Source organism: Pseudomonas sp. FeN3W, from assembly GCA_030263805.2.
Classification (GTDB): Bacteria; Pseudomonadota; Gammaproteobacteria; order Pseudomonadales; family Pseudomonadaceae; genus Stutzerimonas; species Stutzerimonas stutzeri_G.
This window is the reverse complement of record CP136010.1, coordinates 945,001-970,211: the sequence shown is the minus strand read 5'-3', so window position 1 is coordinate 970,211 and position 25,211 is coordinate 945,001. Positions and strand designations below refer to the sequence as shown.

Sequence of the window (25,211 nt, the reverse complement as noted above, 5' to 3'; positions counted from 1 at the left end):
GATCAGGGTCGCCTGCCGAAATTTCTTCTGCTTGAGCATGACATGGCCTTTTATTCTTGTGTGTAGCGATTATCGCCTTGCCGAAGGGATGGAGACGGTACGTGACCGCGGTTTCCAGGATTCGACGCCGGTAAATGAGACGTGCCGGACATTCGCCCAGACTCAAGAGAAAGCAATTTCCGCACCAGCAAATGGGTCTGGCGATGAAGCTGACTGCTTCATTTGGTTGTCTTCCGTTTTACACCGCATCGGAGGACAAACAATGAACAAGCCGAAGCTACCGCTAGTACTGTTGCTCACTGCCATTTCCAGTGCTGCATTGGCGCAGCAGGAGGACATGACTCTGCAGCAGGAGCGTGACCAGATGGGCGCCGATTTGGAAGAAAATCGCCAGCAGATCGGTCGCGATATCAACCGTATCCGTGAACCGGGCAACACTCAGGAGCAGACGCCTGGCATCAACCGAGGGGGCGTGCAGAGTGATGCCTACAATCCTCGAGCCAACGTTCCGGGTGCTGCGAACCCGCCGGCCGGGACCGGTTTGCCGAGCCCGCAGAACAATGTCCGCCAGCCGAACGGTAGCGTGGGCGCGAATCCTGCTCCAGGCGCTACCCAGCCGCAAACCGCTCCAGGTGGTGCCAATGGAAACGCCAATCAGGGCGGCGTCACACCGCCGGGTGGAATCGGAACAGGTAGCGGTAACGGTGCAGGCGGAGTCAGCAATGGCGGTGCGGTTGGTGGCGGCGCAACGGGTGGCGCTGCCGGTCAGCGCTGAGCCGGCCGGTGTTCAGCGAGTGGTGTCACCGTTGCTCAAGAGGCCCAGGGTGGCCGGATCGGCCTGACCGTCGAAGAAGGCTTGTAGCGCCTGCTCGAACGGGACGGGGTTGGTGGCTGCTTGGGCGAAGAGGGTCATGCAGGAGCGAAGCTTCAGGTCGTCCGGGCTTCCGAGGATCTGTCGGGCGCTGTCGTTGCGATGCTCCAGCAGCGCCTCGGTGCAGGTCAGCAGCCGTTTCCCCAGTAGCGGGTGCTGCATGTAGGCTTGCGCTTCGGCTCGGCCCGAAATGGCGAAGCGCTGTGCCATAGCGCTGTGGCCAAGCCCCCGCAACTGCGGAAAGATGAACCACATCCAGTGCGTCCGTTTGCGCCCGCTGCGCAGCTCTGCCAGTGCACGCGGGTGATGGAGTTGTTGAGTGTCGACGAAGCGTTGCAGGTCGTAGGGATCGGCCATGGAAGTGATTGCGGCATGAAAGGACTGCGAGCAATCTGCAACAGTCCAGCCAGCACGGCAATCGCTGACGGACGTACGGTGGCCTTGCTCGGATCGGGACTCTAGAACGCAAAAACCCCTGGCTTCGTGGAAGCCAGGGGTTTTGCTTGAATCGAATATGGCGGTGAGGAAGGGATTCGAACCCTTGATACGATTTCTCGTATACACACTTTCCAGGCGTGCTCCTTCAACCGCTCGGACACCTCACCGGATCGACGGAGGTTCATGTCCGTCGAGGCGCGCTAATGTAATCGAACCCAGTGCCTTTGGCAAAAACTTTTTTAGCTTATTCATGCGCTTAACAAATTCGTCTCACTCAGGCGACAGGCTGCACGTTCCGCTAGACTGCTGATTGAAGCCTTGGCCGATGCTTGGGTTATTTTGAATAAGAAAGCCGAGCGGAGCCCACCTGTTCGATGAAACTGACAAGCAAGTCAGGCAAGCATATCGATACCTTGCTGGTGCCAACCCGGCGTCAGGTTGCTGTCGCTCGTCTGGAATTGGGTATGTACGTCTGTGAGCTGGATCGGCCGTGGAATGAAACGAACTTTGCGTTCCAAGGTTTTCCGCTGCTGACGCCTGGCGAGATACGCGCGCTGCGCAACTGTTGCGAGTATGTCTATGTCGACGACACACGCCGGGTTCGCCTGCAGCACGAGGCGCCGGTTCCGGTCGGCGGGCCGCGTGTTCGCAAGCCGATACAGCGGCCGCAGCAGGCGCTTTCGACCGAGGTGGAAGAGGCCCGCGCAGCCTATCTGGATGGCTCCCGCCTGATCGATCAGGTCCTGGCCGATGTGCAGCATGGACGGGTGATCGACACCCGTGCGTGCCACGGTGCGGTCAAGCGCAACCTGGCCAGCATTTTGCGCAATGAAAGCGCCATGCTCTGGCTGATCCGCTTGAAGAACAAGGATCTCTACACAAGCCTGCACTGCCTGTCGGTGTCGATCATGGCGATGGGGTTCGGCAATCATCTCGGCCTACAGGACGACAAGCTGCAGCTGTTGGGGATGGCGGGATTGCTGCACGACGTCGGCAAGATGCGCATCGATCCGGAGATTCTCAACAAACCCGGGAAACTCACCGCCGAGGAGTTCGAGGTGATCAAGCTGCATCCGGTCTTCGGCCTTGAAGCACTGCGGGCGCAGCCCGGGATTCCGGAGGCCGCGCTGCATGCCGCTTATGGCCATCACGAGCGGCTCGATGGCACCGGATATCCGCTGGGCTCGGGCCCCGCGCAGATTTCCTACATGACGCGGATCATCACCATTGTCGATGCCTTCGACGCCATTACCAGCCACAGGGCCTACGATTGCGCGCGCCCGGTGCAATCGGCGTTCGAGATTCTGCGCAGTGCCAGCGGCAGGCAGTTCGACGAGGACCTGGTGCGCGAATTCATCCGTTGGCTGGGCGCTTTCCCGGTGGGTACGCTCGTCGAGCTGCATACCGGCGAGGTCGCCGTGGTAGTGGAAAAACATCGGCAATACCAGCTCCGCCCCCGCGTCGTGGTGCTGCGCGATGCCGCCAAGCAGCGCTGCACGCCGCGTTATCTGGATCTGGCGCAGCTCACCGTGGACGAGGAGGGCGCGCCTTACCGGATATCCGCCGGTCTGCCGGATGGCTCTTTCGGGCTGCATCTCGCCGACCCCGAGCTGCAGGCCATCCTGCACCCGGAGACGCTGGCCGACTTCGAATCGAGCTGATCCCTTTCTGCACAGACGCGTTTCCGTTTGGCTTTGATGCCTCTGGCGTGACCGGTCGGTCGGTCATCGCGCTTTACCTGAGCCTGAGCGCTGGGTAACGTCTGCCCACTTCAAAAACAAGGAATCTCGTCATGAGTGAGCTGGTCTCCTACCAATTCGAAGACGGCGTCGCCACGCTGACGCTGTGCAATGGCAAGGTCAACGCCCTTTCGCCTGCCGTGTTCGAGGCGCTCAACGCCGCACTGGATCGCGCCGAGCAGGACCGTGCCATCGTGATCATCACGGGGCAGCCGGGTATTCTCTCTGGTGGTTACGACCTGAAAGTCATGACCTCGAGCCCGCAGAATGCCATGACGTTGGTCGCCACCGGTTCGACCTTTTCCCGCCGCATGCTGGCGCACCCATTTCCGATCATCGTGGCCTGCTCCGGTCATGCGATCGCCAAGGGCGCCTTCCTGCTACTGTCGGCCGATTACCGCATTGGCGTGGAAGGTCCATTCCATATCGGCCTCAATGAGGTGCAGATCGGCATGACCATGCACCACGCCGGCATCGAGTTGGCGCGCGACCGCTTGCGCAAGTCAGCTTTCCATCGCTCGGTGATCAACGGCGAGATGTTCGATCCGGTTGGCGCGGTGGATGCCGGTTTTCTCGACAAGGTGGTGCCGACCGGCGAGCTGCTGGCAGTCGCCAAAGCCGCGGCCGAGCAGCTGAAGAAGATCAACATGGTGGCGCACAAGAACACCAAGCTCAAGGTGCGCAAGGCCTTGCTGGAAACCCTGGATCAGGCGATCGCGCTGGACCAGCAGCACTTCGGCTGATCGAGCGCTCGGGCGCAAGAGAATTTCTTCTCCAGTGCGCACGAGGGCCGGCCCTGCGTTTACACTGCGCGAGTGACGCCCCGCCGATGGCGGGGCGTTTTCATTTCTCATTCCGTGTCGCCTCGCAGGAGAGCCCCGATGTCCGCCCCGCACACCCCGGTAGAACGCGCCGATTTCGACCAGGTCATTGTTCCCACTTTCGCCCCCGCCGCCTTCGTACCGGTGCGCGGCCTGGGTTCGCGAGTCTGGGATCAGAGCGGGCGAGAACTGGTGGACTTCGCCGGCGGCATCGCAGTGAATGCGCTGGGCCATGCGCATCCGGCGCTGGTGGCGGCGCTGACCGAGCAGGCCGGCAAGCTCTGGCACATCTCCAACATCTATACCAACGAGCCGGCGCTGCGCCTGGCGAAGAAGCTGACGGCGGCAACCTTCGCCGACCGCGCGTTCTTCTGCAATTCCGGCGCGGAAGCCAACGAGGCGGCGTTCAAGCTGGCCCGTCGTTACGCCCACGACGTCTACGGCCCGCAGAAATTCGAGATCATCTCGGCGCTTAACAGCTTCCACGGCCGCACCCTGTTCACCGTCACGGTGGGCGGGCAGTCGAAGTATTCCGATGGCTTCGGGCCGAAGATCGAGGGCATCACTCATGTGCCGTACAACGATCTCGACGCCTTGAAAGCGGCGATTTCCGACAAGACCTGCGCGGTGGTATTGGAACCGATCCAGGGCGAGAGCGGCATCCTGCCGGGCGACCAGGCCTATCTGAAAGGCGCGCGCCAGCTGTGCGACGAGCACAACGCATTGCTGATCTTCGATGAGGTGCAAACAGGCCTCGGTCGTACCGGCGAGCTGTTCGCCTACATGCACTACGGCGTCATGCCGGACATCCTGACCAACGCCAAGAGTCTGGGCGGCGGCTTCCCGATTGGGGTGATGCTGACCACCAACGAAATCGCTGCGCACCTGAGCGTCGGCACCCATGGCACGACGTATGGCGGTAACCCGCTGGCCTGCGCGGTTGCCGAGACGGTGCTGGATATCGTCAATACGCCGGAAGTGCTCGAGGGCGTCAAGGCGCGCCACGAGCGCTTCAAGGCGCGCCTGATGCAGATCGGCGAGCGCTATGGCGTGTTCAGCCGGGTACGTGGCCGCGGCCTGTTGATCGGCTGTGTGCTGAGCGATGCCTGGAAGGGCAAGGCCGGTGTCTTCTGTGCCGCAGCGGAGAAGGAAGCACTCATGGTGCTGCAGGCCGGCCCCGACGTGGTGCGTCTGGCGCCGAGCCTGGTCATCGACGAAGCTGATATCGACGAAGGGCTGAACCGTCTCGAGCGCGCTGTCGCGACGCTGACCCAGGCCTGACCATTCCCCATGCGCGGCGCCGCGAGCGTCGCGTGTTCTACTAGCGAGAGCAATTCAATGAGCGATAGCCTGCAACTGGTTCTGGAAGATGTCGACGGAACCCAATTGGAAACTTCCTGCACCCGTTTCGCCGTGATCTGGCAGGGTCGCGAGGTCTGGATTCAGCAGGTCGGCAACGGTCAGCTGATGATCGGCGTGGACGTCGAGGACGGCGACACCGAGTACGCCAATCTGGTGCTGCGTCCGCTGGCGACCAATCTGGTCAGCCTGCAGCTGGAAATGGAGCCGGTCGAGGCCGATGACGACGAGCACGTCCACGGCCCTGAATGCAATCACTGAAGGCCGACCGGCATGCTCGCCATCGGCAAGCTGCTGGAACTGACTCTCGCCGGGCGCGAGCCCTGCGAGAAAGTCCAGCTCACCCCGCGCGGGGTGAAGCTGCACTGGCTGGCCGAGGGCGCGTTGCTGGTATCGCCGCCGAGCGGCCAGGACCAGGGTGTCGATTTGCTCCTGTCGGCCGGCATACACGGCAATGAACTCATCCCCATACATGTCCTGGATCGCCTGATCCGTGCACTCGCACGGGGCGATGTGCAGCCCCGTGCGCGACTGTTGCTGCTGTTCGCCAACCCTCCGGCGATGCGGCGGATGCTGCGCTACATCGATCAGGACTTGAATCGTCTGTTTTGCGGGGCTTATGCCGATGTCTGGGGCGGCGAAGCCATTCGCGCGGCGGAGCTCGAAGCGCTGGTCGCTGGCTTTTTCAGCGGGGCGGGGCGCCAGCGGCGGCATTACGACCTGCACTCGGCGATGCGCCCGTCACGCCTTGCCCAGTTTGCGCTCTGTCCCTGGCGCGAGGGCGCGCAGGTCGTGCCTGGAGCCTTGGCACGCTTGCAAGGTCTGGCAGTCGAAGGCGTGCTGCTGCAGCGCCAGACCAGCTCTACTTTTAGCGCGATGACCGCCACGCTCCATGGTGCCGAGGCGTTTACCGTCGAGCTCGCCGAAGGCAAGGGCGAATCCCTGCCGGCTGCGGTCCTGCAGCTCGAGCACGGATTGATCGCGATGATCGAAGGGCGCGAGCTGCCGGTGGGTGCGCAGCCGCATCTGCTGAGTATTTCTCGCGAGATCGTCAAGCGCGGCCCGCGGTTTCGGCTGTGTCTGCCCAGCGACATCGAGAACTTCGCGCCATTGTCGCTCGGCAGCGTGGTGGCGGAGGATGACGGCATGCGCTGGGTGGTCGATGAGCCCGATGCACGCATCCTGTTTCCCATGGCGGATGTCGCCGAAGGCCAGCGTGCGGCGCTGATCGTCGTGCCGCTGGAGCAGCCCGAAGCGGAGTAGTGACACTCGCACCAGGAAATGCGCGGTTGCAATTGGCTGCTCGCGCCCTTATCTAGCTTCATTCCTCCTGCGTTGTGTGCACCTTCTTATGAGTACTGCTCTGTCCATTCGGCAGTTGACCAAGACCTACGGCAATGGCTTCCAGGCCCTCAAGGGCATCGACCTGGACGTCGCCGAAGGCGATTTCTTCGCTCTGCTCGGCCCCAACGGCGCCGGCAAATCCACCACCATCGGCATCCTCTCCACCCTGGTGAACAAAAGTGGCGGCACGGTCAACGTGTTCGGCCACGACCTGGACCGCGATCCCTCCGGCCTCAAGCGATGCCTGGGCGTGGTGCCGCAGGAATTCAATTTCAACCAGTTCGAGAAGGCCTTCGACATCCTGGTGACCCAGGCCGGTTACTACGGCATCCCGGCGAAGGTCGCCAAGGAGCGCGCCGAGCGCTATCTCAACCAGCTGGGCCTGTGGGACAAGCGCGACGTGTCCTCGCGCATGCTCTCCGGCGGCATGAAGCGCCGCCTGATGATCGCCCGCGCGCTGATCCATCAGCCGCGCCTGTTGATTCTCGACGAGCCCACCGCCGGCGTGGATATCGAGCTGCGACGGTCGATGTGGTCGTTCCTCACCGAGCTCAACCGCGAGGGGATCACCATCATCCTCACCACGCACTATCTGGAGGAGGCCGAACAGCTGTGCCGCAACATCGGCATCATCGATCACGGCCAGATCGTCAAGAACACCAGCATGCGCGAACTGCTCACGCAGCTGCACGTGGAAACCTTTCTGCTCGACCTCAAGGAGTCGCAACTGGTCGCACCGGAGCTGGGCAGCTATCCGGCGCAGTTGATCGATCATCACACCCTCGAGGTGCAGGTGGAGAAGAGCCAGGGCGTGACTGAACTGTTTCGTCTGCTGGCCGCCCAGGACATCGAGGTGCTGAGCCTACGCAACAAGACCAACCGACTGGAGGAGCTGTTCGTGTCGCTGGTGGAGAATAACCTGAAGGTGAAGTCATGAGCGGCGAGCTGCGTCCCAACCTGGTCGCGCTGCAGACCATCGTGCAGCGCGAGATCCGTCGCTACACGCGCATATGGCCACAGACGTTGCTGCCGCCGGCGATTACCATGGTGCTGTACTTCGTCATCTTCGGCAGCCTGATCGGCGCGCGGATCGGCGACATGGATGGCTTCAGCTACATGGACTACATCGTGCCGGGGCTGATCATGATGTCGGTGATCACCAACTCCTACAGCAACGTCGTGTCGAGCTTCTTCAGCACCAAGTTCCAGCGCTCTATCGAAGAGCTGCTGGTCTCGCCGGTATCGCCGCATGTGATCGTCATCGGTTTTGCCCTCGGTGGCATCACCCGCGGGCTGGCGGTGGCGGTGATCGTCACGCTGCTGTCGATGTTCTTCACCGATCTGCAGGTGCACCACCTGGGTGTGACTGTGCTGGTCATCACCCTGACGGCGAGCATCTTCGCCCTTGGCGGCTTCATCAATGCGGTGTTCGCGCGCAATTTCGACGATATCTCGATCATCCCGACCTTCGTGCTGACGCCGCTGACCTACCTGGGCGGGGTGTTCTACTCGATCCACCTGCTGTCGCCGTTCTGGCAGACGCTGTCGCTGGCCAACCCGGTGCTGCACATGGTCAACGCCTTCCGCTACGGCATCCTCGGCGTATCCGATATTCGCATCGGTGTGGCGATCAGCTTCATGCTGGTGGCGGTGGCGGCGCTCTATCTGGTCTCTGTCGGGCTGCTCAAGAGTGGACGCGGGATGCGCCAGTAGGCTTGCGCTCCCTGCGGCGGTTGCGCCGATGCCGCTGAAAAGAACGCCGCGAAGCGCTAAACTTCGCGGCGTTTTTCGTTCAGGTCCATTCCCCATGCAGCATCCCGCCGAACATTCTCCGCTGGGCAAGTCCAGTGACTACGTCGCCACCTACAGCCCGCATCTGCTGTTTCCGATTCCGCGTGCGCCGAAGTGGGCCGAACTGGGCCTCACCGCCGAGACGCTGCCCTATCAGGGCGTAGACCTGTGGAATTGCTACGAACTGTCCTGGCTGCTGCCTTCCGGCAAGCCGGTGGTGGCGATCGGTGAATTCGAGATTCCGGCCGATTCGCCGAACATCATCGAATCCAAGTCGTTCAAGCTCTATCTGAACTCGCTGAACCAGTCGGTGTTCGAGTCGCGTGAGGCATTGGTCGAGGTGATGATCGCCGATCTTTCCGCGGCAGCCGGCAAAGCCGTGAAAGTGCGCCTGCGCACGCTGGATGAGGTGGCGAGCGAGGGCGTTGCAACGCTGCCGGGTCGCTGCATCGATGATCTGGACGTGACCATCGAACATTACGACCATCCCCAGCCGGAGCTGTTGACCTGCGATGCGCGGCGTTTGGTCGAGGAGTCGCTGCACAGTCATCTGCTCAAGTCCAACTGCCCAGTGACGGGTCAGCCGGACTGGGGCAGCGTGGTCGTCGAGTATCGCGGCGCGGCGCTGCAGGCGGAGAGCCTGTTGGCCTATCTGGTGAGCTTCCGCCAGCATGCCGACTTTCACGAGCAGTGCGTGGAGCGCATCTTTCTCGATCTGCAGCGCTTGCTGCAGCCGGAGAAGCTGACGGTCTATGCGCGTTATGTGCGCCGCGGCGGGCTGGACATCAATCCGTACCGCAGTACCGAGGCGATGGTCGTGGACAATCGCCGTCTGGTGCGCCAGTAACGCAGCGAGTCAGGGTCGCAGCGCGACCCGTGACCTGTTTCAGATACCCATGTTGGCCAGGGTCTGCATGATGTTGCGCAGCGTCATGGCCATGCTTGGGTGGCTGACCTCGAAACGTTCGACGGCCAGGTTGACGCCATCCACCAGCGAGTCGTTGTGGTCGGTGGTGCCCTGCGTCGCCAGGCGAGCCTCGATGTCCTGGGCGATCGCCTGCAGCGAAGCCCGCTCCTCGTCGGTCAGCGGCGTGTCCTGGGCCAGTTGATAACGCAGTTCTTCGAGCTGCGACTGCAGATCATGTTCCGGCATTTTGCTTCCCTCTCATGGGTTTACGGGCGACGTGGTATGAACCTCGATACTTGAAGGTTAAACCAGCGGCCAGGCCTTGTCTGTGCCTTTACCGGCGCTGGCGCAAGTGCCGGCGTGCGCCACGAACACCGAACATCCGGCTGGCTGCCGAAAACAGGATGTTCACTCTATACTGCGCGGTCTGCATCGGTGCGCCGCATGCACCAAATACCCAAGGGAGAGAAAAGTGATGCCCAAGATCGCTACGGCCTGGATCGCCGTGCTCAAGGCCAGTTTCGTCGCTACGGTCGCCACGCTTGGCGCGGCGCCTGCTCTGGCGGCCGAAGAAGATCCGTGGGAAAGCGTCAACCGCGCGGTGTTCCGCTTCAATGACACCGTCGACACCTACACCCTCAAGCCCCTGGCCCAGGGTTACCAGAAGGTGACGCCGAACTTCCTCGAAGATGGCATCGGCAATGTGTTCAGCAACTTAGGTGACGTGATTGTGCTGACCAACGACCTGCTGCAGGGCAAGGTCCACGATGCGGGCATCGACACCAGTCGCATCCTGTTCAACACCACGTTCGGTGTGCTCGGCTTCTTCGATGTGGCCACCCGGATGGGGTTGCACAAGAACGATGAGGACTTCGGCCAGACGCTGGGTGCCTGGGGGCTTGGAAGTGGGCCTTATGTCGTGTTGCCGCTGCTTGGACCAAGCACGGTGCGTGATGCCGTCGGCCGCGTGCCGGATTCCTTTCTCGAGCCGTATCCGCATATGGATCACGTGCCGAGCCGCAACGTGACGCGTGGTGTGGATCTGGTCGATACGCGGGCAGGTCTGCTGTCCGCCGAGAAGATGATTCAGGGGGATCGCTACATCTTCGTACGCAATGCGTACCTGCAGAATCGCGAATTCCGGGTCAAGGACGGTGAAGTCGAAGACGACTTCTGAAGCCTGGCCGCATTTGCTGCGGCCATCGGCGGAGCAAGGTCAGGACATCGAAAGGATTGCCAGCCCCAGGCTTTGCCGGCCATCGTCGAGCTGGCTGACGCGTACGACTTCTGTCTGCGCGTCCAGCCCTTTCAGCTCGCTGTGCTCGGACGGAATGAGTACGCGGACCTTATCGCCCATGCGTAGTTGGGCGCTGGCCAGAACCTGCATGCCGGTACTGGAGAGGTCGATACAGGTGCCGCTCATTTTTGTGTCGCCATGTTCCAGCGCAACGGTGGTTTCGATCTGCATCCGGATGAAATCGCGTTTTTCACTGTAATCGCGGTCTTTCTGGCTCATGGTTTCAACCTTTTATATATGGTTCGCGGCATTCTTATAGCTCCCCTCAATTCGACCTGTAAAGGCGCCAGCCGGTCGGCTTGAAACCCCGATCGTATGGGAGTACCGTCTGCGCCTTGAAACGAACCCAAGCCCGGCATCATGCGGGGCCAATGTTTTCGCCAATCATCCTGGCGACCCCGCCTGGTAGGAACATGCATAAACCAAGCGCGACGCTGCTGATCATAGATGACGACGATGTGGTTCGAGCCAGTCTGGCTGCCTATCTGGATGACAGTGGTTTTCGTGTCTTGCAGGCCGGCAATGGCCCGCAGGGCATGGAGCTCTTCGAGTCGGAACAGCCCGATCTGGTTATCTGCGATCTGCGCATGCCGCAGATGGATGGCCTCGAACTTATCCGTCAGATCAGCGAACGCCAGCTCGACCTCCCTGTGATCGTGGTTTCCGGTGCCGGCGTGATGAGCGATGCGGTTGAGGCCCTGCGCCTGGGCGCCGCCGACTACCTGATCAAGCCACTCGAAGACCTGGCGATGCTCGAGCATTCGGTACGCCGGGCGTTGGACCGTTCCCGTCTGCGCCTGGAAAACCGCCGCTATCGCGAGCAGCTCGAAACGGCCAATCGCGATCTGCAAGCCAGCCTGCATCTGTTGCAGGAAGATCAGGACGCCGGCCGCCAGGTTCAGATGAACATGCTGCCGGTGACGCCCTGGAGCGTCGACGGTTTCGACTTCGCCCACCAGATCATTCCGTCGTTGTACCTGTCGGGTGACTTCGTCGACTACTTCCGGGTGGATGAGCGGCGTATCGGTTTCTACCTGGCCGATGTGTCCGGTCACGGCGCCTCGTCGGCATTCGTGACCGTGCTGCTCAAGTTCATGACCACGCGACTGTTGTACGAATCGCGCCGCGGCGGCACGTTGCGCGAGTTCAAGCCGTCGGAAGTGCTCGACCACATCAATCGCGGGCTGATCAATTGCAAGCTGGGCAAGCACGTCACCATGCTCGGTGGCGTGATCGATCAAGAGCGCAATGTGTTGCACTACAGCATTGGCGGGCATCTGCCCATGCCGGTGCTGTACACGGGGGAGGGCGCGCACTATCTGGAAGGGCGTGGTCTGCCGGTCGGGTTGTTCGTCGAGGCGACCTATCAGGATTTCGAGCTGGAGCTGCCGGAGACCTTCAGCCTGACGTTGCTCTCCGATGGCATTCTGGACCTTTTGCCCGGCGACACACTCAAAGACAAAGAGTCCGCGTTGCCCGGTCTGATTACCGAGGCCGGTGGCACGCTGGATGGATTACGTCGAGTCTTCGGGTTGGCCGAACTGGCTGACATGCCCGACGATATCGCCTTGCTGGTGTTGAGCAGGAACCTTGCATGAGTACTGGTAGAATCCAGTTCGCCGAGATGGATGGCACCTTTGTTCTGAAGTTCATAGGTGAAATTCGTTTGACGCTCTGTTCGGCGCTGGATGCAACGATCGAAAAGATATTCTCGTCACGCAATTTTTCTTCGATCGTCATCGATCTGACCGAGAGCCGCAGCATCGACAGCACGACCTTGGGCCTGCTGGCCAAGCTGTCGATCCTGTCGCGGCAGAAGGTGGGCATGCTGCCCACCCTGGTTACCACCCACCCGGACATCACCCGACTGTTGCAGTCGATGGGCTTCGATCAGGTGTTCAACATCGTCGACACGCCGCTGCCATGTCCGGAGTGCCTGGCCGACCTGCCATCGCAGGATCAGTCCGAAGAGGTGGTGAAGGCCAAGGTGCTGGAGGCCCACCGCATCCTGATGAGCCTCAACGAGTCCAATCGCGAGGCCTTCCATGACCTCGTCACCGCATTGGAGCGATCCTGATCAGGCCAGCTTGGCCAGCAGGGCTTCGAGTTTCTCCTGATCCCGCGCGAACTGACGGATGCCTTCGGCGAGCTTTTCGGTCGCCATCGCATCCTCGTTCAGGCCCCAGCGGAAACTCTTCTCATCCAGGCTGATACGCGGCTCTGACTCGCGACCGGGCTGCAGTTTGCGCTCCAGTGTGCCGCTGGCCTCAGCCAGGTCGCCGAGCAGTTCCGGGCTGATGGTCAGCCGATCACAACCCGCCAGTGCCTCGATCTGTCCGACGTTGCGGAAGCTCGCGCCCATCACCACCGTCTTGTAGCCGTGAGCCTTGTAGTAGTCGTAGATGCGGCTGACCGACTGCACGCCTGGATCTTCCGCGCCCTGGTAATCACGGCCTTCGTGCTTCTTGTACCAGTCGTAGATACGGCCAACGAACGGTGAAATCAGGAACACGCCGGCCTCGGCGCATGCCACGGCCTGGGTGAAGGAGAACAGCAGGGTAAGGTTGGTCTGGATGCCGGCTTTCTCCAGCTGTTCCGCTGCGCGGATGCCTTCCCAGGTCGAGGCGATCTTGATCAATACGCGCTCGCGGCTGATGCCGGCCTGCTCGTAAAGGCCGATCAGACGTTCACCGCGCTGGACCATGGCTTGAGTGTCGAACGACAGTCGCGCGTCGACTTCGGTGGAGATGCGTCCGGGGATCAGTTCCAGAACCTGCTTGCCTACCGCGACGGCGAACAGGTCGCACGCCAGGCCGATGTCGCCCTGACACTGTTTCATCGCGTTCGACAGATCATCGGCGTAACGCGGCATGGCCGCGGCCTTGAGCAGCAGTGAAGGATTGGTGGTGGCGTCCACCGGTTTCAGGCGAGCGATGGCGTCGATGTCGCCCGTATCGGCGACGACGGTGGTGAACTGCTTGAGTTGTTCCAGCTTGGAAGTCATGTAAGAGGGGCTCCGTCCTGTGAGTGGCATGACCTTACCCGAGCCAATCAGCCTGCTCAACGAGCGGGTGGACCCGGATGCGCCTGGCCTTTGATCGAAATGCCGGGGTTGCGTTCCTTGCGTGCGGAGCCTTCAGTGCCCTTCGAGCAGCGCCGTCGCCTGATCGAGCAACGCCAGGGGTTCGCTCGTCTTGTGGATGTCCACTGAAAGCAGCTGGCGGAAGCGCCGCGCGCCGGGAAAGCCCTGACCCAAACCGAGTACATGGCGGGTGATGTGATGCATCGCGCCACCTTCGCTCAGGTGCCGCTCGATATAGGGCCGCATGTTGCGCAGTGCCTGTGCCCGGCTGACTACCGGCGCCTCGCTACCAAACAGCTCCTGGTCTACGCGGGCCAGCAGATAGGGATTGTGGTAGGCCTCGCGGCCGAGCATGACGCCATCGAAGGTCTGCAGGTGCGCGCGGCACTCGTCCAGCGTCTTGATGCCGCCGTTCAGGATGATCTCGAGGTCCGGGAAGTCCTTCTTCAGCTGCGCGGCGACATCGTAGCGCAATGGCGGCACTTCGCGGTTCTGCTTCGGTGACAGCCCTTCGAGGATGGCGATGCGCGCGTGTACGGTGAAACTGCGGCAGCCGACGTCGCGCACCTGACCGACGAAGTCGCACAGTTCGGCATAGCTGTCGCGGCCATTGATCCCGATGCGATGCTTGACGGTGACTTCGATATCTACCGCATCGCGCATCGCCTTGACGCAATCGGCCACCAACGACGGGTGACCCATCAGGCAGGCGCCGATCATGTTGTTCTGTACCCGATCACTGGGGCAGCCGACGTTCAGATTCACCTCGTCATAACCCGCGGCTTCGGCGAGCTTCGCGCAAGCCGCCAGATCGCCCGGCACGCTGCCGCCCAGCTGCAGCGCCAGCGGGTGTTCGCTCTCGTCGTAGCGCAGAAAGCGCGCCGCATCGCCGTGCAGCAGCGCACCGGTAGTGACCATCTCGGTGTAGAGCAGGGCGTGTTTGGAAAGCTGGCGCAGGAAATAGCGGCAATGGCGGTCCGTCCAATCCATCATGGGTGCGACGGAGAACTTTCTACTGGCAACAGACTGATTCGAACGAGGACTTTGCACTATCGAGCCGGATAACTTGGAGAGTCGGTGCAGGCGCACACGAGCGGTAAATGGGGGCGGCATTATACAGGATGGCGCCCATGGACCAGCGACCGGCTTGCAAGCTGTCATCCAGTCCGGATCAGCGGCGACTGCTTTTCTCGGTGCCTGTCCAACGGCCAAGTCAAAAACCGTTCGGTCACCGAACGACGGGGTGTCGTTCGTTGGTCGAATCTCCTATGCTCGAACGAAGCGATATTCTTGACGCAGGTCAAGCCTGAGCATGCAGGTGCGTGGCAGGAATCGCCACCGGCATCCTTGACGATGGCCCGGTCGACTATAAGAACAATGCGAGTGCCTGGTGATGGAACGACTGCTGAACGAAAAAAGCAGGATCTTCGAGCATGCCGATCCGCATGCAGTGTCGGACTACGTCAATCAGCACGTGGGGGTGCACTGCATCCAGTTGCCGCGCACCGGCAGCCCGCAAGCCAGCCTCAGCCACTGCAAGTTCGGCAAGCTCGATCTGTGCCAGATCAGTTACGGTGGCAGCGTTCATGTCACGTCGCCGGCGCTTGAAACCATCTATCACCTGCAGCTGCTGCAGCGCGGCCATTGCCTGTGGCGCGGGCGGGGTCAGGAGCACTATTTCACCCCCGGTGAGCTGTTGCTGATCAATCCGGACGATCCGGTCGATCTGACCTATTCGGATGACTGCGAGAAGCTCATCGTCAAACTGCCAGCCTCCTTTCTGGAAAAGGCCTGTAGCGAAAACCAATGGCAGGCTCCGGCGGAGGGGATTCGCTTCGGCAGCAACCGTCATGCGCTCAGTGAACTCGATGGGTTTGGCAGCCTGCTTGGTTTGATCTGCCAGGAGGCGGGATCCGAGCAGAGCATTCCGCAGATTCAGGAACAGTACAGCCGCATCATCGCCAGCAAGCTGCTCTGTAGCCTGGCCAGCAACATCCGCCGTGATCCGTTTGGCGACAGTTGCCCGTCCTTCGGGCGGATTGCCGACTATATAGATGAGCATCTGAAGCGTGACATTTCCGTCGAGCAGCTGGCCGAGCTGGCCAACATGAGCCTGCGCTCGCTCTATCTGCTGTTCGAGCGCAAGGTCGGCACCACGCCGAAGTCCTATATCCGCCAGCGCAAGCTGGAGCAGATCCATGGTCGGCTGAGCGATCCTTCGGCCAGGGTGCGCAACATCACCGAGATCGCCATGGACTACGGCTTCATGCATCTGGGGCGTTTCTCGGAAAGCTACAAGAGCACCTTCGGCGAGCTGCCTTCGGATACCCTGCGCCGCCATCACTGAGTCCCCCTTGAGTCGCGGCGGTCCGACGGAAGCGGCTCTTTTTTCTTTCCCTGTCACTGCGCATTCGCTGCTTGTCACCCCGCGTGATGCGTGGGCGTCTTCCTGCGCGCCTGCGTCAATCTGTCCGTTTGCGCTTTGCAGAAAACGGATAGAGGTCCTGCAGAAATCGGATATTGATCCCGTTCCCCACGCCGTAGCCTTCATCACGTAGAAACAATAACAATGGAGGCCCCGGCCATGTCCCTGGGATTCGACTACCTTGATTCGCTGCTAGAAGAAGATAAAGAGAAGGGCGTCTTTCGCTGCAAGCGCGAAATGTTCACCGATCCTCGGTTGTTCGATCTGGAGATGAAACACATCTTCGAGGGCAACTGGCTGTACCTCGCTCACGAAAGCCAGATCCCCGAGAAGAACGACTACTACACCACCCAGATGGGTCGTCAGCCAATCTTCATCGCCCGCAACAAGGATGGCGAACTCAACGCCTTCATCAATGCTTGCAGCCATCGCGGCGCCATGCTCTGCCGCTTCAAGAGCGGTAACAAGGCGACCTATACCTGCCCATTCCACGGCTGGACCTTCAATAACTCGGGCAAGCTGCTCAAGGTCAAGGATCCCAAGGAAGCCGGCTACCCGGACAGCTTCAACTGCGACGGCTCGCATGACCTGAAGAAGGTCGCGCGCTTCGAGTCCTATCGCGGCTTCCTGTTCGGCAGCCTGCGTGAGGATGTCGCGCCGCTGGAGGAGTTTCTCGGCGAGTCGAAGAAGATCATCGACATGGTGGTCGACCAGTCGCCGGAAGGCATCGAGGTCCTGCGCGGTTCCTCCACCTATGTCTATGAAGGTAACTGGAAGCTGCAGGCCGAGAACGGCGCCGATGGCTACCACGTCACCGCCGTGCATTGGAACTACGCCGCCACCCAGCAGCAGCGCAAGCTCAAGGAGGCGGGAGACGATATCCGTGCGATGAGCGCCGGCGGCTGGGGCAAGAAGGGCGGTGGTTTCTACTCCTTCGAGAACGGCCATCTACTGCTCTGGACCCGCTGGGATAACCCGGAAGACCGCCCGCTGTACGCCCGCCGCGACGAGATGATCGCCGAGTTCGGCCAGGCACGCACCGACTGGATGATCGAGAACTCGCGCAACCTCTGCCTCTACCCGAACCTGTACCTGATGGACCAGTTCGGCTCGCAGTTGCGCATCGCCAAACCGCTGTCCGTGGACAAGACCGAAGTCACCATCTATTGCATCGCGCCCAAGGGTGAGAGTGCCGAAGCCCGCGCCCGTCGCATCCGCCAGTACGAAGACTTCTTCAACGTCAGCGGCATGGCCACGCCGGATGACCTCGAAGAGTTCCGCGCCTGCCAGCAGGGCTTCGCCGGCCGTGCGATGGAATGGAACGACATGTCCCGCGGGGCCAAGCACTGGATCGACGGCGCCGACGAGGGCGCGCAGGAGGTCGACCTGCATCCGCTGATGAGCGGCGCGCGCACCGAGGATGAAGGCCTGTTCGTGCTGCAGCACCACTACTGGCAGCAGCAGATGATCAAGGCGGTGCAGCAAGAGCAGGATCAACTGATCCATGTGGAGGGCGCGTAAATGAGCCTGACTTACGAAGCCGCACGCGACTTCCTCTACCGCGAAGCGCGCTATCTGGATGACAAGGATTGGGATGCCTGGCTCGAACTCTATGCGCCGGACGCCACCTTCTGGATGCCGGCCTGGGATGACCGCGACCAGCTGACCAAGGATCCGATGAGTGAAATCTCGTTGATCTGGTACGGCAACCGCGGCGGCCTGGAAGACCGGGTATTCCGCATCCGCACCGAGCGCTCCAGCGCGACCATTCCGGACACTCGCACGAGTCACAACATCAGCAACCTCGAGCTGCTCGAGCAGGCCGACGGTGTCTGCAAGCTGCGCTTCAACTGGCACACGATGAGCTTTCGCTACAAGACGGTCGACCACTTCTACGGCACCAGCTTCTACACCCTCGATACGCGCGGCGAGAACCCGCTGATCAAGGCCAAGAAGGTCGTGCTGAAGAATGACTACATCCGCCAGATGATCGACGTTTACCACCTCTGAGGGCGCCGCCATGACTCACAAGATCGCATTGAACTTCGAAGACGGCGTCACCCGTTTCATCGACGCCAACATCGGTGAAACCGTCGCTGACGCTGCCTACCGCCAAGGCATTAACGTCCCACTCGATTGCCGGGATGGCGCCTGCGGGGCCTGCAAGTGCTTCGCCGAAAGCGGTCGCTACGACCTTGGCGAGGAATACATCGAGGACGCGCTGAGCGAAGCCGAAGCCGAGCAGGGCTATGTATTGACCTGCCAGATGCGTGCCGAAAGCGACTGCATAATTCGCGTGCCGGCCGCCTCGGACATCTGCAAGACCCAGCAGGCCAACTACCAGGCTGCCATCAGCAACGTGCGCCAGCTGTCGGAGAGCACCATCGCGCTGTCGATCAAGGGCGAGTCGCTGAACCAGCTGGCGTTCCTGCCCGGGCAGTACGTGAACCTGCAGGTGCCCGGCAGCGATCAGACCCGCGCCTATTCCTTCAGCTCGTTGCAGAAAGACGGCGAGGTCAGCTTCCTGATCCGCAACGTGCCGGGCGGGTTGATGAGCAGCTTCCTGACCAACCTCGCCAAGGCCGGTGACAGCGTCAATCTGGCCGGTCCTCTGGGTGCTTTTTACCTGCGCGAGATCAAGCGGCCGCTGCTGTTGCTGGCCGGCGGCACCGGCCTGGCGCCGTTCACGGCGATGCTGGAGAAGATCGCCGAGCACGGCAGCGAGCACCCGCTGCACCTCATCTACGGTGTCACCCACGACCACGACCTGGTGGAGATGGACAAGCTCGAGGCCTTCGCTGCGCGCATTCCCAACTTCACTTACAGCGCCTGCGTCGCCAGCCCGGCCAGCGCCTATCCACAGAAGGGCTACGTGACCCAGCACATCGAGCCCAGGCATTTGAATGATGGTGAAGTAGATATCTACCTCTGCGGCCCGCCGCCGATGGTCGAGGCGGTCAGCGGGTTCATCCGCGAGCAAGGGTTGGAGCCGGCGAACTTCTACTACGAGAAGTTCGCCGCCAGCGCCTGATCAGCCAGCCGTAGGGTGGGCAACTGCGCCGCATTGCCCACCGAATCCCTCGCCATTTCAGAGGTTGGGTAGATGAACACACGTTTTCAGAACAAGGTCGCCGTGATTACCGGTGCGGCCCAGGGCATCGGCCGCCGCGTGGCCGAACGCATGGGCGAAGAGGGGGGGCGGCTGATTCTGGTCGACCGTTCCGAGCTCGTCCACGAACTGGCCGATGAGCTGGGGGCGAAGGGCGTCGAGGTGCTGACGCTGACCGCCGATCTCGAGCAGTTTGCCGACTGCCATCGTGTCATGGATGCGGCGAAGGAGCGGTTCGGCCGCCTCGACATCCTCGTCAACAACGTCGGCGGCACCATCTGGGCAAAGCCCTTCGAGCATTACCAGGAACACGAGATCGAGGCCGAAGTGCGCCGTTCGCTGTTCCCCACGCTGTGGTGCTGCCATGCCGCGCTGCCACACATGCTGGAGCAAGGTGTCGGCTCCATCGTCAACGTGTCGTCTATTGCCACGCGCAGCGTGAATCGCGTGCCCTACGGCGCGGCCAAGGGCGGCGTTAACGCGCTGACTGCCTGCCTGGCGTTCGAGAACGCCCAGCGCGGCATCCGCATCAACGCCACCGCACCAGGCGGTACCGAAGCGCCGCCGCGGCGCATCCCGCGCAACGCTGCGGAGCAGAGTGAACAGGAAAAGATCTGGTTCCAGCAGATCGTCGATCAGACCGTCGACTCAACCCTGATGAAACGCTACGGGACGATCGACGAACAGGCCGGCGCCATCCTTTTCCTCGCCTCGGACGATGCGTCCTACATCACCGGCGTGACCCTGCCGGTCGGTGGTGGCGATATCGGCTGAATCACGTAGACCGGCCTGACCGGACGACGCCAAGGCACATCGGCGGCGCGGTGACTCACCGCCGCGGCCGACCCGCGACTAACAAAAACAATAGAGAGTCTTGCCATGCGAAAAGTAGATGTTCACGAAATCATCGATAACGCGCGCTTCGGCCGCTTTCACTGGCTCGTCGTGTGCCTCTGCGCACTGCTGCTGATCTTCGACGGCTACGACCTGTTCATCTATGGCGTGGTGCTGCCGGTGATCATGAAGGAATGGGGGCTGAGCCCGCTCGAGGCCGGTGCGCTGGGCAGTTACGCGCTGTTCGGCATGATGTTCGGCGCGCTGGTGTTCGGCACCCTGGCCGACCGCATCGGCCGCAAGAAAGGCATCGCCATCTGCTTCGTGCTGTTCAGCGGCGCCACCGTGCTCAACGGTTTCGCCAGCACGCCCACCGAATTCGGCATCTTCCGCTTTCTCGCTGGCCTCGGCTGCGGCGGGTTGATGCCCAATGTGGTGGCGCTGATGAATGAATACGCGCCGAAGAAACTGCGCAGCACGCTGGTGGCCGTCATGTTCAGCGGCTACTCGCTGGGCGGCATGCTCTCGGCGGGCCTCGGGATTTATATGCTGCCGCGCTTCGGCTGGGAAGCGATGTTCTTCGCCGCTGCGGTGCCGCTGCTGCTGTTGCCGGTGATTCTCTGGTACTTGCCCGAATCGGTCGGCTTCCTGGTCCGCCAGGGTCGCGGCGAGCAGGCCCGAGCGCTGCTGAACAAGGTTGATCCGAGCCGCCAACTGAGCGCAGCCGATGAACTGGTGATGACCGATGTGAAGGGCAAGGGCGCCTCGGTGCTGGAGCTGTTCCGCGAAGGCCGTGGCGTGCGCACCTTCTCCCTGTGGCTGGCATTCTTTTGCTGTCTGCTGATGGTCTACGCGCTGGGCTCCTGGTTGCCGAAGCTGATGGCCAACGCCGGCTATAGCCTGGGTTCGAGCCTATCGTTCCTGCTCGCGCTGAACTTCGGCGGCATGGCCGGTGCCATCCTCGGCGGTTGGCTGGGTGATCGCTACAACCTGTCCAAGGTGGTGGTGATTTTCTTCGCCGTGTCGGTGGCCTCCATCAGCCTGTTGGGCTTCAAGACGCCGATGCCCGTGCTCTACACGCTGATCTTCATCGCCGGCGCCACCGTGATCGGCACGCAGATCCTGCTGTACGCGACCGCGGCGCAGTTCTATGGCCTGTCGATCCGCTCCACCGGTCTCGGCTGGGCCTCGGGCATCGGTCGCAACGGCGCCATCGTCGGCCCGCTGCTGGGTGGTGCGCTGCTGGGCATCAACCTGCCGCTGCAACTCAACTTCATCGCCTTCGCCGTCCCGGGCGTCATCGCCGCCCTGGCCATGGCCGCCTTCGCCATCTCCAGCAAGCGCAGCCCGGAAGCCGCACCAGTCGTGCTATCGGCGGCCAAGGCGTGAACCCTGACACTGGTAATTCGGAAAACGCTATGAGCCCCATCCTGATCGAACGTATCCAGGCAATCGTCGTCGACCTGCCGACCATCCGCCCGCACAAGCTGGCGATGCACACCATGCAGCAGCAGACGCTGGTGATCATCCGCGTGCGGTGCAGCGATGGCATAGAAGGCATTGGCGAGGCCACCACCATCGGCGGCCTGGCTTACGGCAACGAGAGCCCGGAGAGCATCAAGCAGAACATCGATAGCCACCTCGGCCCGCTGCTGGTGGGGCAGGATGCGGCGAATATCAACGCGGCCATGCTGCGCCTGGACAGGGCGACCAAGGGCAACACCTTCGCCAAGTCTGGTCTGGAAAGCGCACTGCTGGACGCTCAGGGCAAGCGCCTCGGGCTGCCGGTCAGCGAGCTGCTCGGCGGTCGCGTGCGTGACAGCCTGGAAGTCGCCTGGACGCTGGCCAGCGGCAACACGGCGAAAGACATCGAAGAGGCCGAGCGCATGCTCGACATCCGCCGCCACCGTATCTTCAAGCTGAAGATCGGCGCCGGCGAGGTGAACGCCGACCTCAAGCACGTCATCGCCATCAAGCAGGCCCTTGGCGAGCGTGCCAGCGTGCGCGTCGACGTCAATCAGGCGTGGGACGAATCGGTGGCCCTGCGCGCCTGCCGCATCCTCGGCGACAACGGCATCGACCTGATCGAACAGCCCATCTCGCGGATCAACCGTGGCGGGCAGGTGCGCCTGAATCAGCGCAGCCCGGCGCCGATCATGGCCGACGAGTCCATCGAGAGCGTCGAGGACGCCTTCAGCCTGGCCGCCGACGGCGCGGCCAGCATCTTCGCCCTGAAGATCGCCAAGAACGGCGGTCCGCGTGCCGTGCTGCGCACCGCGCAGATCGCCGAAGCGGCAGGTATTGCGCTGTACGGCGGCACCATGCTCGAAGGCTCGGTCGGCACCCTGGCCTCGGCGCACGCCTTCGTCACCCTCAACAAGCTGACCTGGGCCACCGAGCTGTTCGGCCCGCTGCTGCTCACCGAAGAAATCGTCACCGAAGCGCCGGTTTACCGCGACTTCCAGCTGCAAGTGCCGCGCACGCCGGGCCTCGGCCTGACCCTCGATGAAGAGCGCCTGGCGTTCTTTGCCCGTCAGTAAATGGAGGTTGGAAAGATGCTGTTCCACGTAAAGATGATCGTAAAACTGCCCGTTGATATGGACCCGGCAAAGGCAGCCAAGCTCAAGGCAGACGAGAAGGAACTGGCGCAAAGCCTGATGCGCGAGGGCAAGTGGCGCCACCTCTGGCGTATCGCCGGGCAGTACGCCAACTACAGCGTGTTCGATGTGGCCAGCGTGCAGGAACTGCACGACACCCTGATGCAGCTACCGCTTTTCCCCTACATGGAGATCGAGGTCAACGCGCTGTGCCGGCACCCGTCGTCGATTCGTGAAGACGACCGCTGATCGAGTTTCAATGGCCGGAATGCGCCGGCCAGCTACCGCGTCACCACAACTACAAGACGAGGCCTGAGCCATGACTGTGAAAATCTCCCACTGCCCTGAAATCCAGCAGTTCTTCAAGGAAGCCAGCGGCTTCAATAACGACGAAGGCAACAGCCGTATGAAGACGGTGGTCAACCGCATCCTGGTCGACACTGCGAAGATCATCGAGGATCTGGAAATCACCCAGGATGAATTCTGGAAAGCGGTGGACTACCTGAATCGTCTGGGCGGCCGCCACGAGGCAGGGCTGTTGGTCGCGGGTCTCGGCCTGGAGCATTTTCTCGATCTGCTGGAGGATGCCAAGGACGAACAGCAGGGCCTGACTGGCGGCACACCGCGCACCATCGAAGGGCCGCTTTACGTCGCTGGCGCTCCGATCGCTGAAGGTGAAGCACGCATGGACGATGGCAGCGAGGAGGGCGTCGCCACGACGATGTTCCTGCAGGGCCGCGTCACCGGTCCGGACGGCAAGCCACTTGCCGGTGCGGTAGTCGACCTGTGGCACGCCAACACCAAGGGCAACTATTCCTACTTCGACAAGAGCCAGTCCGACTACAACTTGCGTCGCCGCATCGTCACCGACCAGAACGGCTACTACCGCGCGCGCAGCATCGTGCCGTCCGGCTACGGTTGCTCGCCTGACGGCCCGACTCAGGAAGTGCTGGACAAGCTCGGCCGCCACGGCCAGCGGCCGGCGCACATTCATTTCTTCATCTCTGCGCCCGGTCATCGCCACCTGACGACGCAGATCAACCTGGCCGGCGACAAGTACCTCTGGGACGACTTCGCCTACGCCACGCGCGACGGCCTGATCGGTGACATTCGCTTTATCGACGATGCCGAAGCCGTGCGTGCACGGGGCGTGCAGGGGCGTTTTGCCGAAGTGGATTTCGACTTCCAGCTGCAGCAGGCGCCGGCTCCGCAAGCCGAGCAGCGCAGCAAGCGTCCGCGCGCGCTGCAGCAAGCCTGATAGGCCGCGGCGTCCGCGCGTGCCCGGGCACCGCGCTGCACCGGTAGTGCAGCCGCTACATTCATAACAAGAGTGATCCGGGCCAAGACCACGGATCGCCAGGCCTGTCTTGCGAGGCGACATGAACGCTCTGATGAAAGACTTCTCGCTCTCCGCCGTGGTCGCTGGCTTCATCGCGACCGTGATTTCCTACGCCGGTCCGCTGGTGATCATCTTCCAGGCTGCCAAGGCCGGTGGCATGCCGCATGACGTGCTCTCGTCATGGGTGTGGACCATCTCCATCGGCAGCGGCGTGCTCGGCATCCTGCTCAGCGTGCGCTACAGGGTGCCCATCATCATCGCTTGGTCGGCGCCCGGTTCGGCGCTGCTGGTGACCATGTTGCCGGACATCACGCTGAACGAGGCGGTCGGCGCCTACATCGTCACCAGCGTGGTGGTACTGCTGGTGGGCCTGTCAGGTGCGTTCGACCGGATCATCAATCGCCTGCCGGCCGCCATCGCTGCGGGCATGCTGGCCGGCATCCTGTTCCGTTTCGGCACCGGGCTGTTCGTCTCGGTCAGGGAGCAGCCTTGGCTGGTACTGGCGATGTTTGGCACTTATCTGCTGTTCAAGCGTGCCTTGCCTCGCTACGCAGTGCTCGCGGTACTGATCGTCGGTGTGACGATCACCATTGCCTCGGGTGAGCTACGCAGCGAAGCACTGGTTATCGGGTTGGCAACGCCGGTGTGGATTACCCCGGACTTCAGCTGGCAGGTCATCCTCAATATCGCCTTCCCGTTGGTGATGGTGGCGTTGACCGGACAGTTCGTTCCCGGCATGGCGGTCCTGCGTAATGACGGCTACGACACACCGGCCAGCCCGCTAATCAGCAGTAGTGCACTGGCTTCGCTACTGCTGGCACCGTTCGGCTGTCACGGACTGAACCTGGCTGCGATCACGGCGGCGATCTGTACCGGCCGGGAGTCCCACGAGAACCCGTCCAAACGTTACGTCGCGGGGATTTCCGGTGGCGTCTTCTATCTGCTGCTGGGCATTTTCGGGGCGACGCTGGTCTCGATCTTCACCGCATTCCCTGCCGCATTGATCGCCGCGCTGGCCGGGCTGGCGCTGCTCGCGGCGATAGGTGGCGCATTGAGCGCGGCAATGGCGGTGCCCGCTGATCGCGAGGCAGCGTTGATCACTTTCCTGGTCACCGCGTCGGGAATGTCCTTTCTCGGGCTGTCGGCGGCATTCTGGGGGCTGATCTTCGGCATCTCTGCTCATCTGCTGCTGGGCCTGCGCAAGCCGACGCCGGTGCTGTCTGGTGCGAACGGTCGCAAGGAGCAGCCGGCGCGTTGA

General features: G+C 62.1%; 27 protein-coding genes and 1 tRNA gene. 22 read left to right on the top strand and 6 right to left on the bottom strand.

What is annotated here, in order from left to right; genetic code table 11:
- Positions 1–262 precede the first annotated feature (262 nt).
- On the top strand, positions 263–775 hold the full coding sequence (locus tag P5704_004370; GenBank protein ID WOF79735.1) for a hypothetical protein: 513 nt from the start codon (positions 263–265) through the stop codon (positions 773–775).
- 12 nt (positions 776–787) lie between these two features.
- On the opposite strand, the gene P5704_004365 is transcribed toward P5704_004370, so the two are convergent.
- Entirely contained in the window at positions 788–1,228 is a 441-nt protein-coding gene (locus P5704_004365; protein WOF79734.1) for a DUF1810 domain-containing protein, read from the bottom strand.
- Positions 1,229–1,386: 158 nt separating this feature from the next.
- Positions 1,387–1,476, bottom strand: a tRNA-Ser gene (locus P5704_004360).
- Positions 1,477–1,683: 207 nt separating this feature from the next.
- Between P5704_004360 and P5704_004355 the strand changes: the two genes are divergently transcribed.
- The 8 genes from P5704_004355 to queF all read left to right on the top strand — a co-directional run bounded on the left by P5704_004355 (position 1,684) and on the right by queF (position 9,210).
- Positions 1,684–2,970, top strand: a complete 1,287-nt coding sequence (locus tag P5704_004355) for an HD-GYP domain-containing protein (GenBank protein WOF79733.1) — start codon at positions 1,684–1,686, stop codon at positions 2,968–2,970.
- Positions 2,971–3,101: 131 nt separating this feature from the next.
- A complete protein-coding gene (locus tag P5704_004350) occupies positions 3,102–3,791 on the top strand; it encodes a crotonase/enoyl-CoA hydratase family protein (GenBank protein WOF79732.1) in 690 nt (229 codons plus the stop codon).
- A gap of 138 nt (positions 3,792–3,929) precedes the next feature.
- Complete coding sequence (locus tag P5704_004345) at positions 3,930–5,150, top strand: aspartate aminotransferase family protein (protein ID WOF79731.1); 1,221 nt, start codon at positions 3,930–3,932, stop codon at positions 5,148–5,150.
- Positions 5,151–5,207: 57 nt separating this feature from the next.
- A complete protein-coding gene (locus tag P5704_004340) occupies positions 5,208–5,489 on the top strand; it encodes a topoisomerase II (GenBank protein ID WOF79730.1) in 282 nt (93 codons plus the stop codon).
- A gap of 12 nt (positions 5,490–5,501) precedes the next feature.
- Positions 5,502–6,491 carry a succinylglutamate desuccinylase gene (locus tag P5704_004335; GenBank protein WOF79729.1) on the top strand — a complete coding sequence of 330 codons (990 nt, stop codon included), beginning with the start codon at positions 5,502–5,504 and terminating at the stop codon, positions 6,489–6,491.
- 88 nt (positions 6,492–6,579) lie between these two features.
- Positions 6,580–7,509 (top strand): ABC transporter ATP-binding protein, encoded by a 930-nt coding sequence (locus tag P5704_004330; protein WOF79728.1) that lies wholly within the window; start codon positions 6,580–6,582, stop codon positions 7,507–7,509.
- Entirely contained in the window at positions 7,506–8,285 is a 780-nt protein-coding gene (locus tag P5704_004325; protein WOF79727.1) for an ABC transporter permease, read from the top strand. The genes P5704_004330 and P5704_004325 overlap by 4 nt, the downstream gene beginning before the upstream one ends.
- Before the next feature lie 94 nt (positions 8,286–8,379).
- Complete coding sequence (queF, locus tag P5704_004320; GenBank protein ID WOF79726.1) at positions 8,380–9,210, top strand: NADPH-dependent 7-cyano-7-deazaguanine reductase QueF; 831 nt, start codon at positions 8,380–8,382, stop codon at positions 9,208–9,210.
- Positions 9,211–9,249: 39 nt separating this feature from the next.
- Here queF and P5704_004315 read toward each other — a convergent pair whose 3' ends face one another.
- A complete protein-coding gene (locus tag P5704_004315) occupies positions 9,250–9,516 on the bottom strand; it encodes a DUF4404 family protein (GenBank protein ID WOF79725.1) in 267 nt (88 codons plus the stop codon).
- A 229-nt stretch (positions 9,517–9,745) separates the two neighbouring features.
- Here P5704_004315 and P5704_004310 point away from each other — a divergent pair, with 229 nt between their 5' ends.
- The gene (locus tag P5704_004310; GenBank protein ID WOF79724.1) at positions 9,746–10,447 is read left to right on the top strand and encodes a VacJ family lipoprotein; all 702 of its coding nucleotides are present in this window, start codon (positions 9,746–9,748) and stop codon (positions 10,445–10,447) included.
- 39 nt (positions 10,448–10,486) lie between these two features.
- Here P5704_004310 and P5704_004305 read toward each other — a convergent pair whose 3' ends face one another.
- Positions 10,487–10,786, bottom strand: coding sequence for a PilZ domain-containing protein (locus tag P5704_004305; GenBank protein ID WOF79723.1), 300 nt, complete (start codon positions 10,784–10,786; stop codon positions 10,487–10,489).
- Between the two features lie 194 nt (positions 10,787–10,980).
- On the opposite strand from P5704_004305, the gene P5704_004300 reads away from it, so the two are divergent.
- Together P5704_004300 and P5704_004295 are read left to right on the top strand one after the other, a co-directional pair.
- Complete coding sequence (locus tag P5704_004300; GenBank protein ID WOF79722.1) at positions 10,981–12,165, top strand: response regulator; 1,185 nt, start codon at positions 10,981–10,983, stop codon at positions 12,163–12,165.
- Positions 12,162–12,644 (top strand): STAS domain-containing protein, encoded by a 483-nt coding sequence (locus tag P5704_004295; GenBank protein ID WOF79721.1) that lies wholly within the window; start codon positions 12,162–12,164, stop codon positions 12,642–12,644. Before P5704_004300 ends, P5704_004295 begins: the two co-directional genes overlap by 4 nt.
- Here P5704_004295 and tal read toward each other — a convergent pair whose 3' ends face one another.
- Together tal and dusA are read right to left on the bottom strand one after the other, a co-directional pair.
- Positions 12,645–13,571 (bottom strand): transaldolase, encoded by a 927-nt coding sequence (tal, locus tag P5704_004290; protein WOF79720.1) that lies wholly within the window; start codon positions 13,569–13,571, stop codon positions 12,645–12,647.
- A gap of 132 nt (positions 13,572–13,703) precedes the next feature.
- Complete coding sequence (dusA, locus tag P5704_004285) at positions 13,704–14,639, bottom strand: tRNA dihydrouridine(20/20a) synthase DusA (protein WOF81169.1); 936 nt, start codon at positions 14,637–14,639, stop codon at positions 13,704–13,706.
- Positions 14,640–15,042: 403 nt separating this feature from the next.
- On the opposite strand from dusA, the gene P5704_004280 reads away from it, so the two are divergent.
- From P5704_004280 to P5704_004235, 10 genes are all read left to right on the top strand, one after another.
- A complete protein-coding gene (locus P5704_004280; protein WOF79719.1) occupies positions 15,043–15,996 on the top strand; it encodes an AraC family transcriptional regulator in 954 nt (317 codons plus the stop codon).
- Positions 15,997–16,233: 237 nt separating this feature from the next.
- Complete coding sequence (gene benA / locus P5704_004275) at positions 16,234–17,595, top strand: benzoate 1,2-dioxygenase large subunit (protein ID WOF79718.1); 1,362 nt, start codon at positions 16,234–16,236, stop codon at positions 17,593–17,595.
- Entirely contained in the window at positions 17,596–18,084 is a 489-nt protein-coding gene (gene benB / locus P5704_004270; GenBank protein WOF79717.1) for a benzoate 1,2-dioxygenase small subunit, read from the top strand. It begins immediately after the preceding gene.
- A gap of 10 nt (positions 18,085–18,094) precedes the next feature.
- Complete coding sequence (gene benC, locus P5704_004265) at positions 18,095–19,105, top strand: benzoate 1,2-dioxygenase electron transfer component BenC (GenBank protein ID WOF79716.1); 1,011 nt, start codon at positions 18,095–18,097, stop codon at positions 19,103–19,105.
- A gap of 72 nt (positions 19,106–19,177) precedes the next feature.
- On the top strand, positions 19,178–19,957 hold the full coding sequence (locus tag P5704_004260; GenBank protein ID WOF79715.1) for a 1,6-dihydroxycyclohexa-2,4-diene-1-carboxylate dehydrogenase: 780 nt from the start codon (positions 19,178–19,180) through the stop codon (positions 19,955–19,957).
- 105 nt (positions 19,958–20,062) lie between these two features.
- The gene (locus P5704_004255; GenBank protein WOF79714.1) at positions 20,063–21,406 is read left to right on the top strand and encodes an MFS transporter; all 1,344 of its coding nucleotides are present in this window, start codon (positions 20,063–20,065) and stop codon (positions 21,404–21,406) included.
- 29 nt (positions 21,407–21,435) lie between these two features.
- Complete coding sequence (locus tag P5704_004250; GenBank protein WOF79713.1) at positions 21,436–22,557, top strand: muconate cycloisomerase family protein; 1,122 nt, start codon at positions 21,436–21,438, stop codon at positions 22,555–22,557.
- Between the two features lie 15 nt (positions 22,558–22,572).
- Positions 22,573–22,863: a muconolactone Delta-isomerase gene (gene catC / locus P5704_004245; protein WOF79712.1), complete on the top strand. Its 291-nt coding sequence runs from the start codon at positions 22,573–22,575 to the stop codon at positions 22,861–22,863.
- Positions 22,864–22,933: 70 nt separating this feature from the next.
- Entirely contained in the window at positions 22,934–23,872 is a 939-nt protein-coding gene (gene catA / locus P5704_004240) for a catechol 1,2-dioxygenase (GenBank protein WOF79711.1), read from the top strand.
- Positions 23,873–23,993: 121 nt separating this feature from the next.
- Positions 23,994–25,211: a benzoate/H(+) symporter BenE family transporter gene (locus P5704_004235; GenBank protein WOF79710.1), complete on the top strand. Its 1,218-nt coding sequence runs from the start codon at positions 23,994–23,996 to the stop codon at positions 25,209–25,211.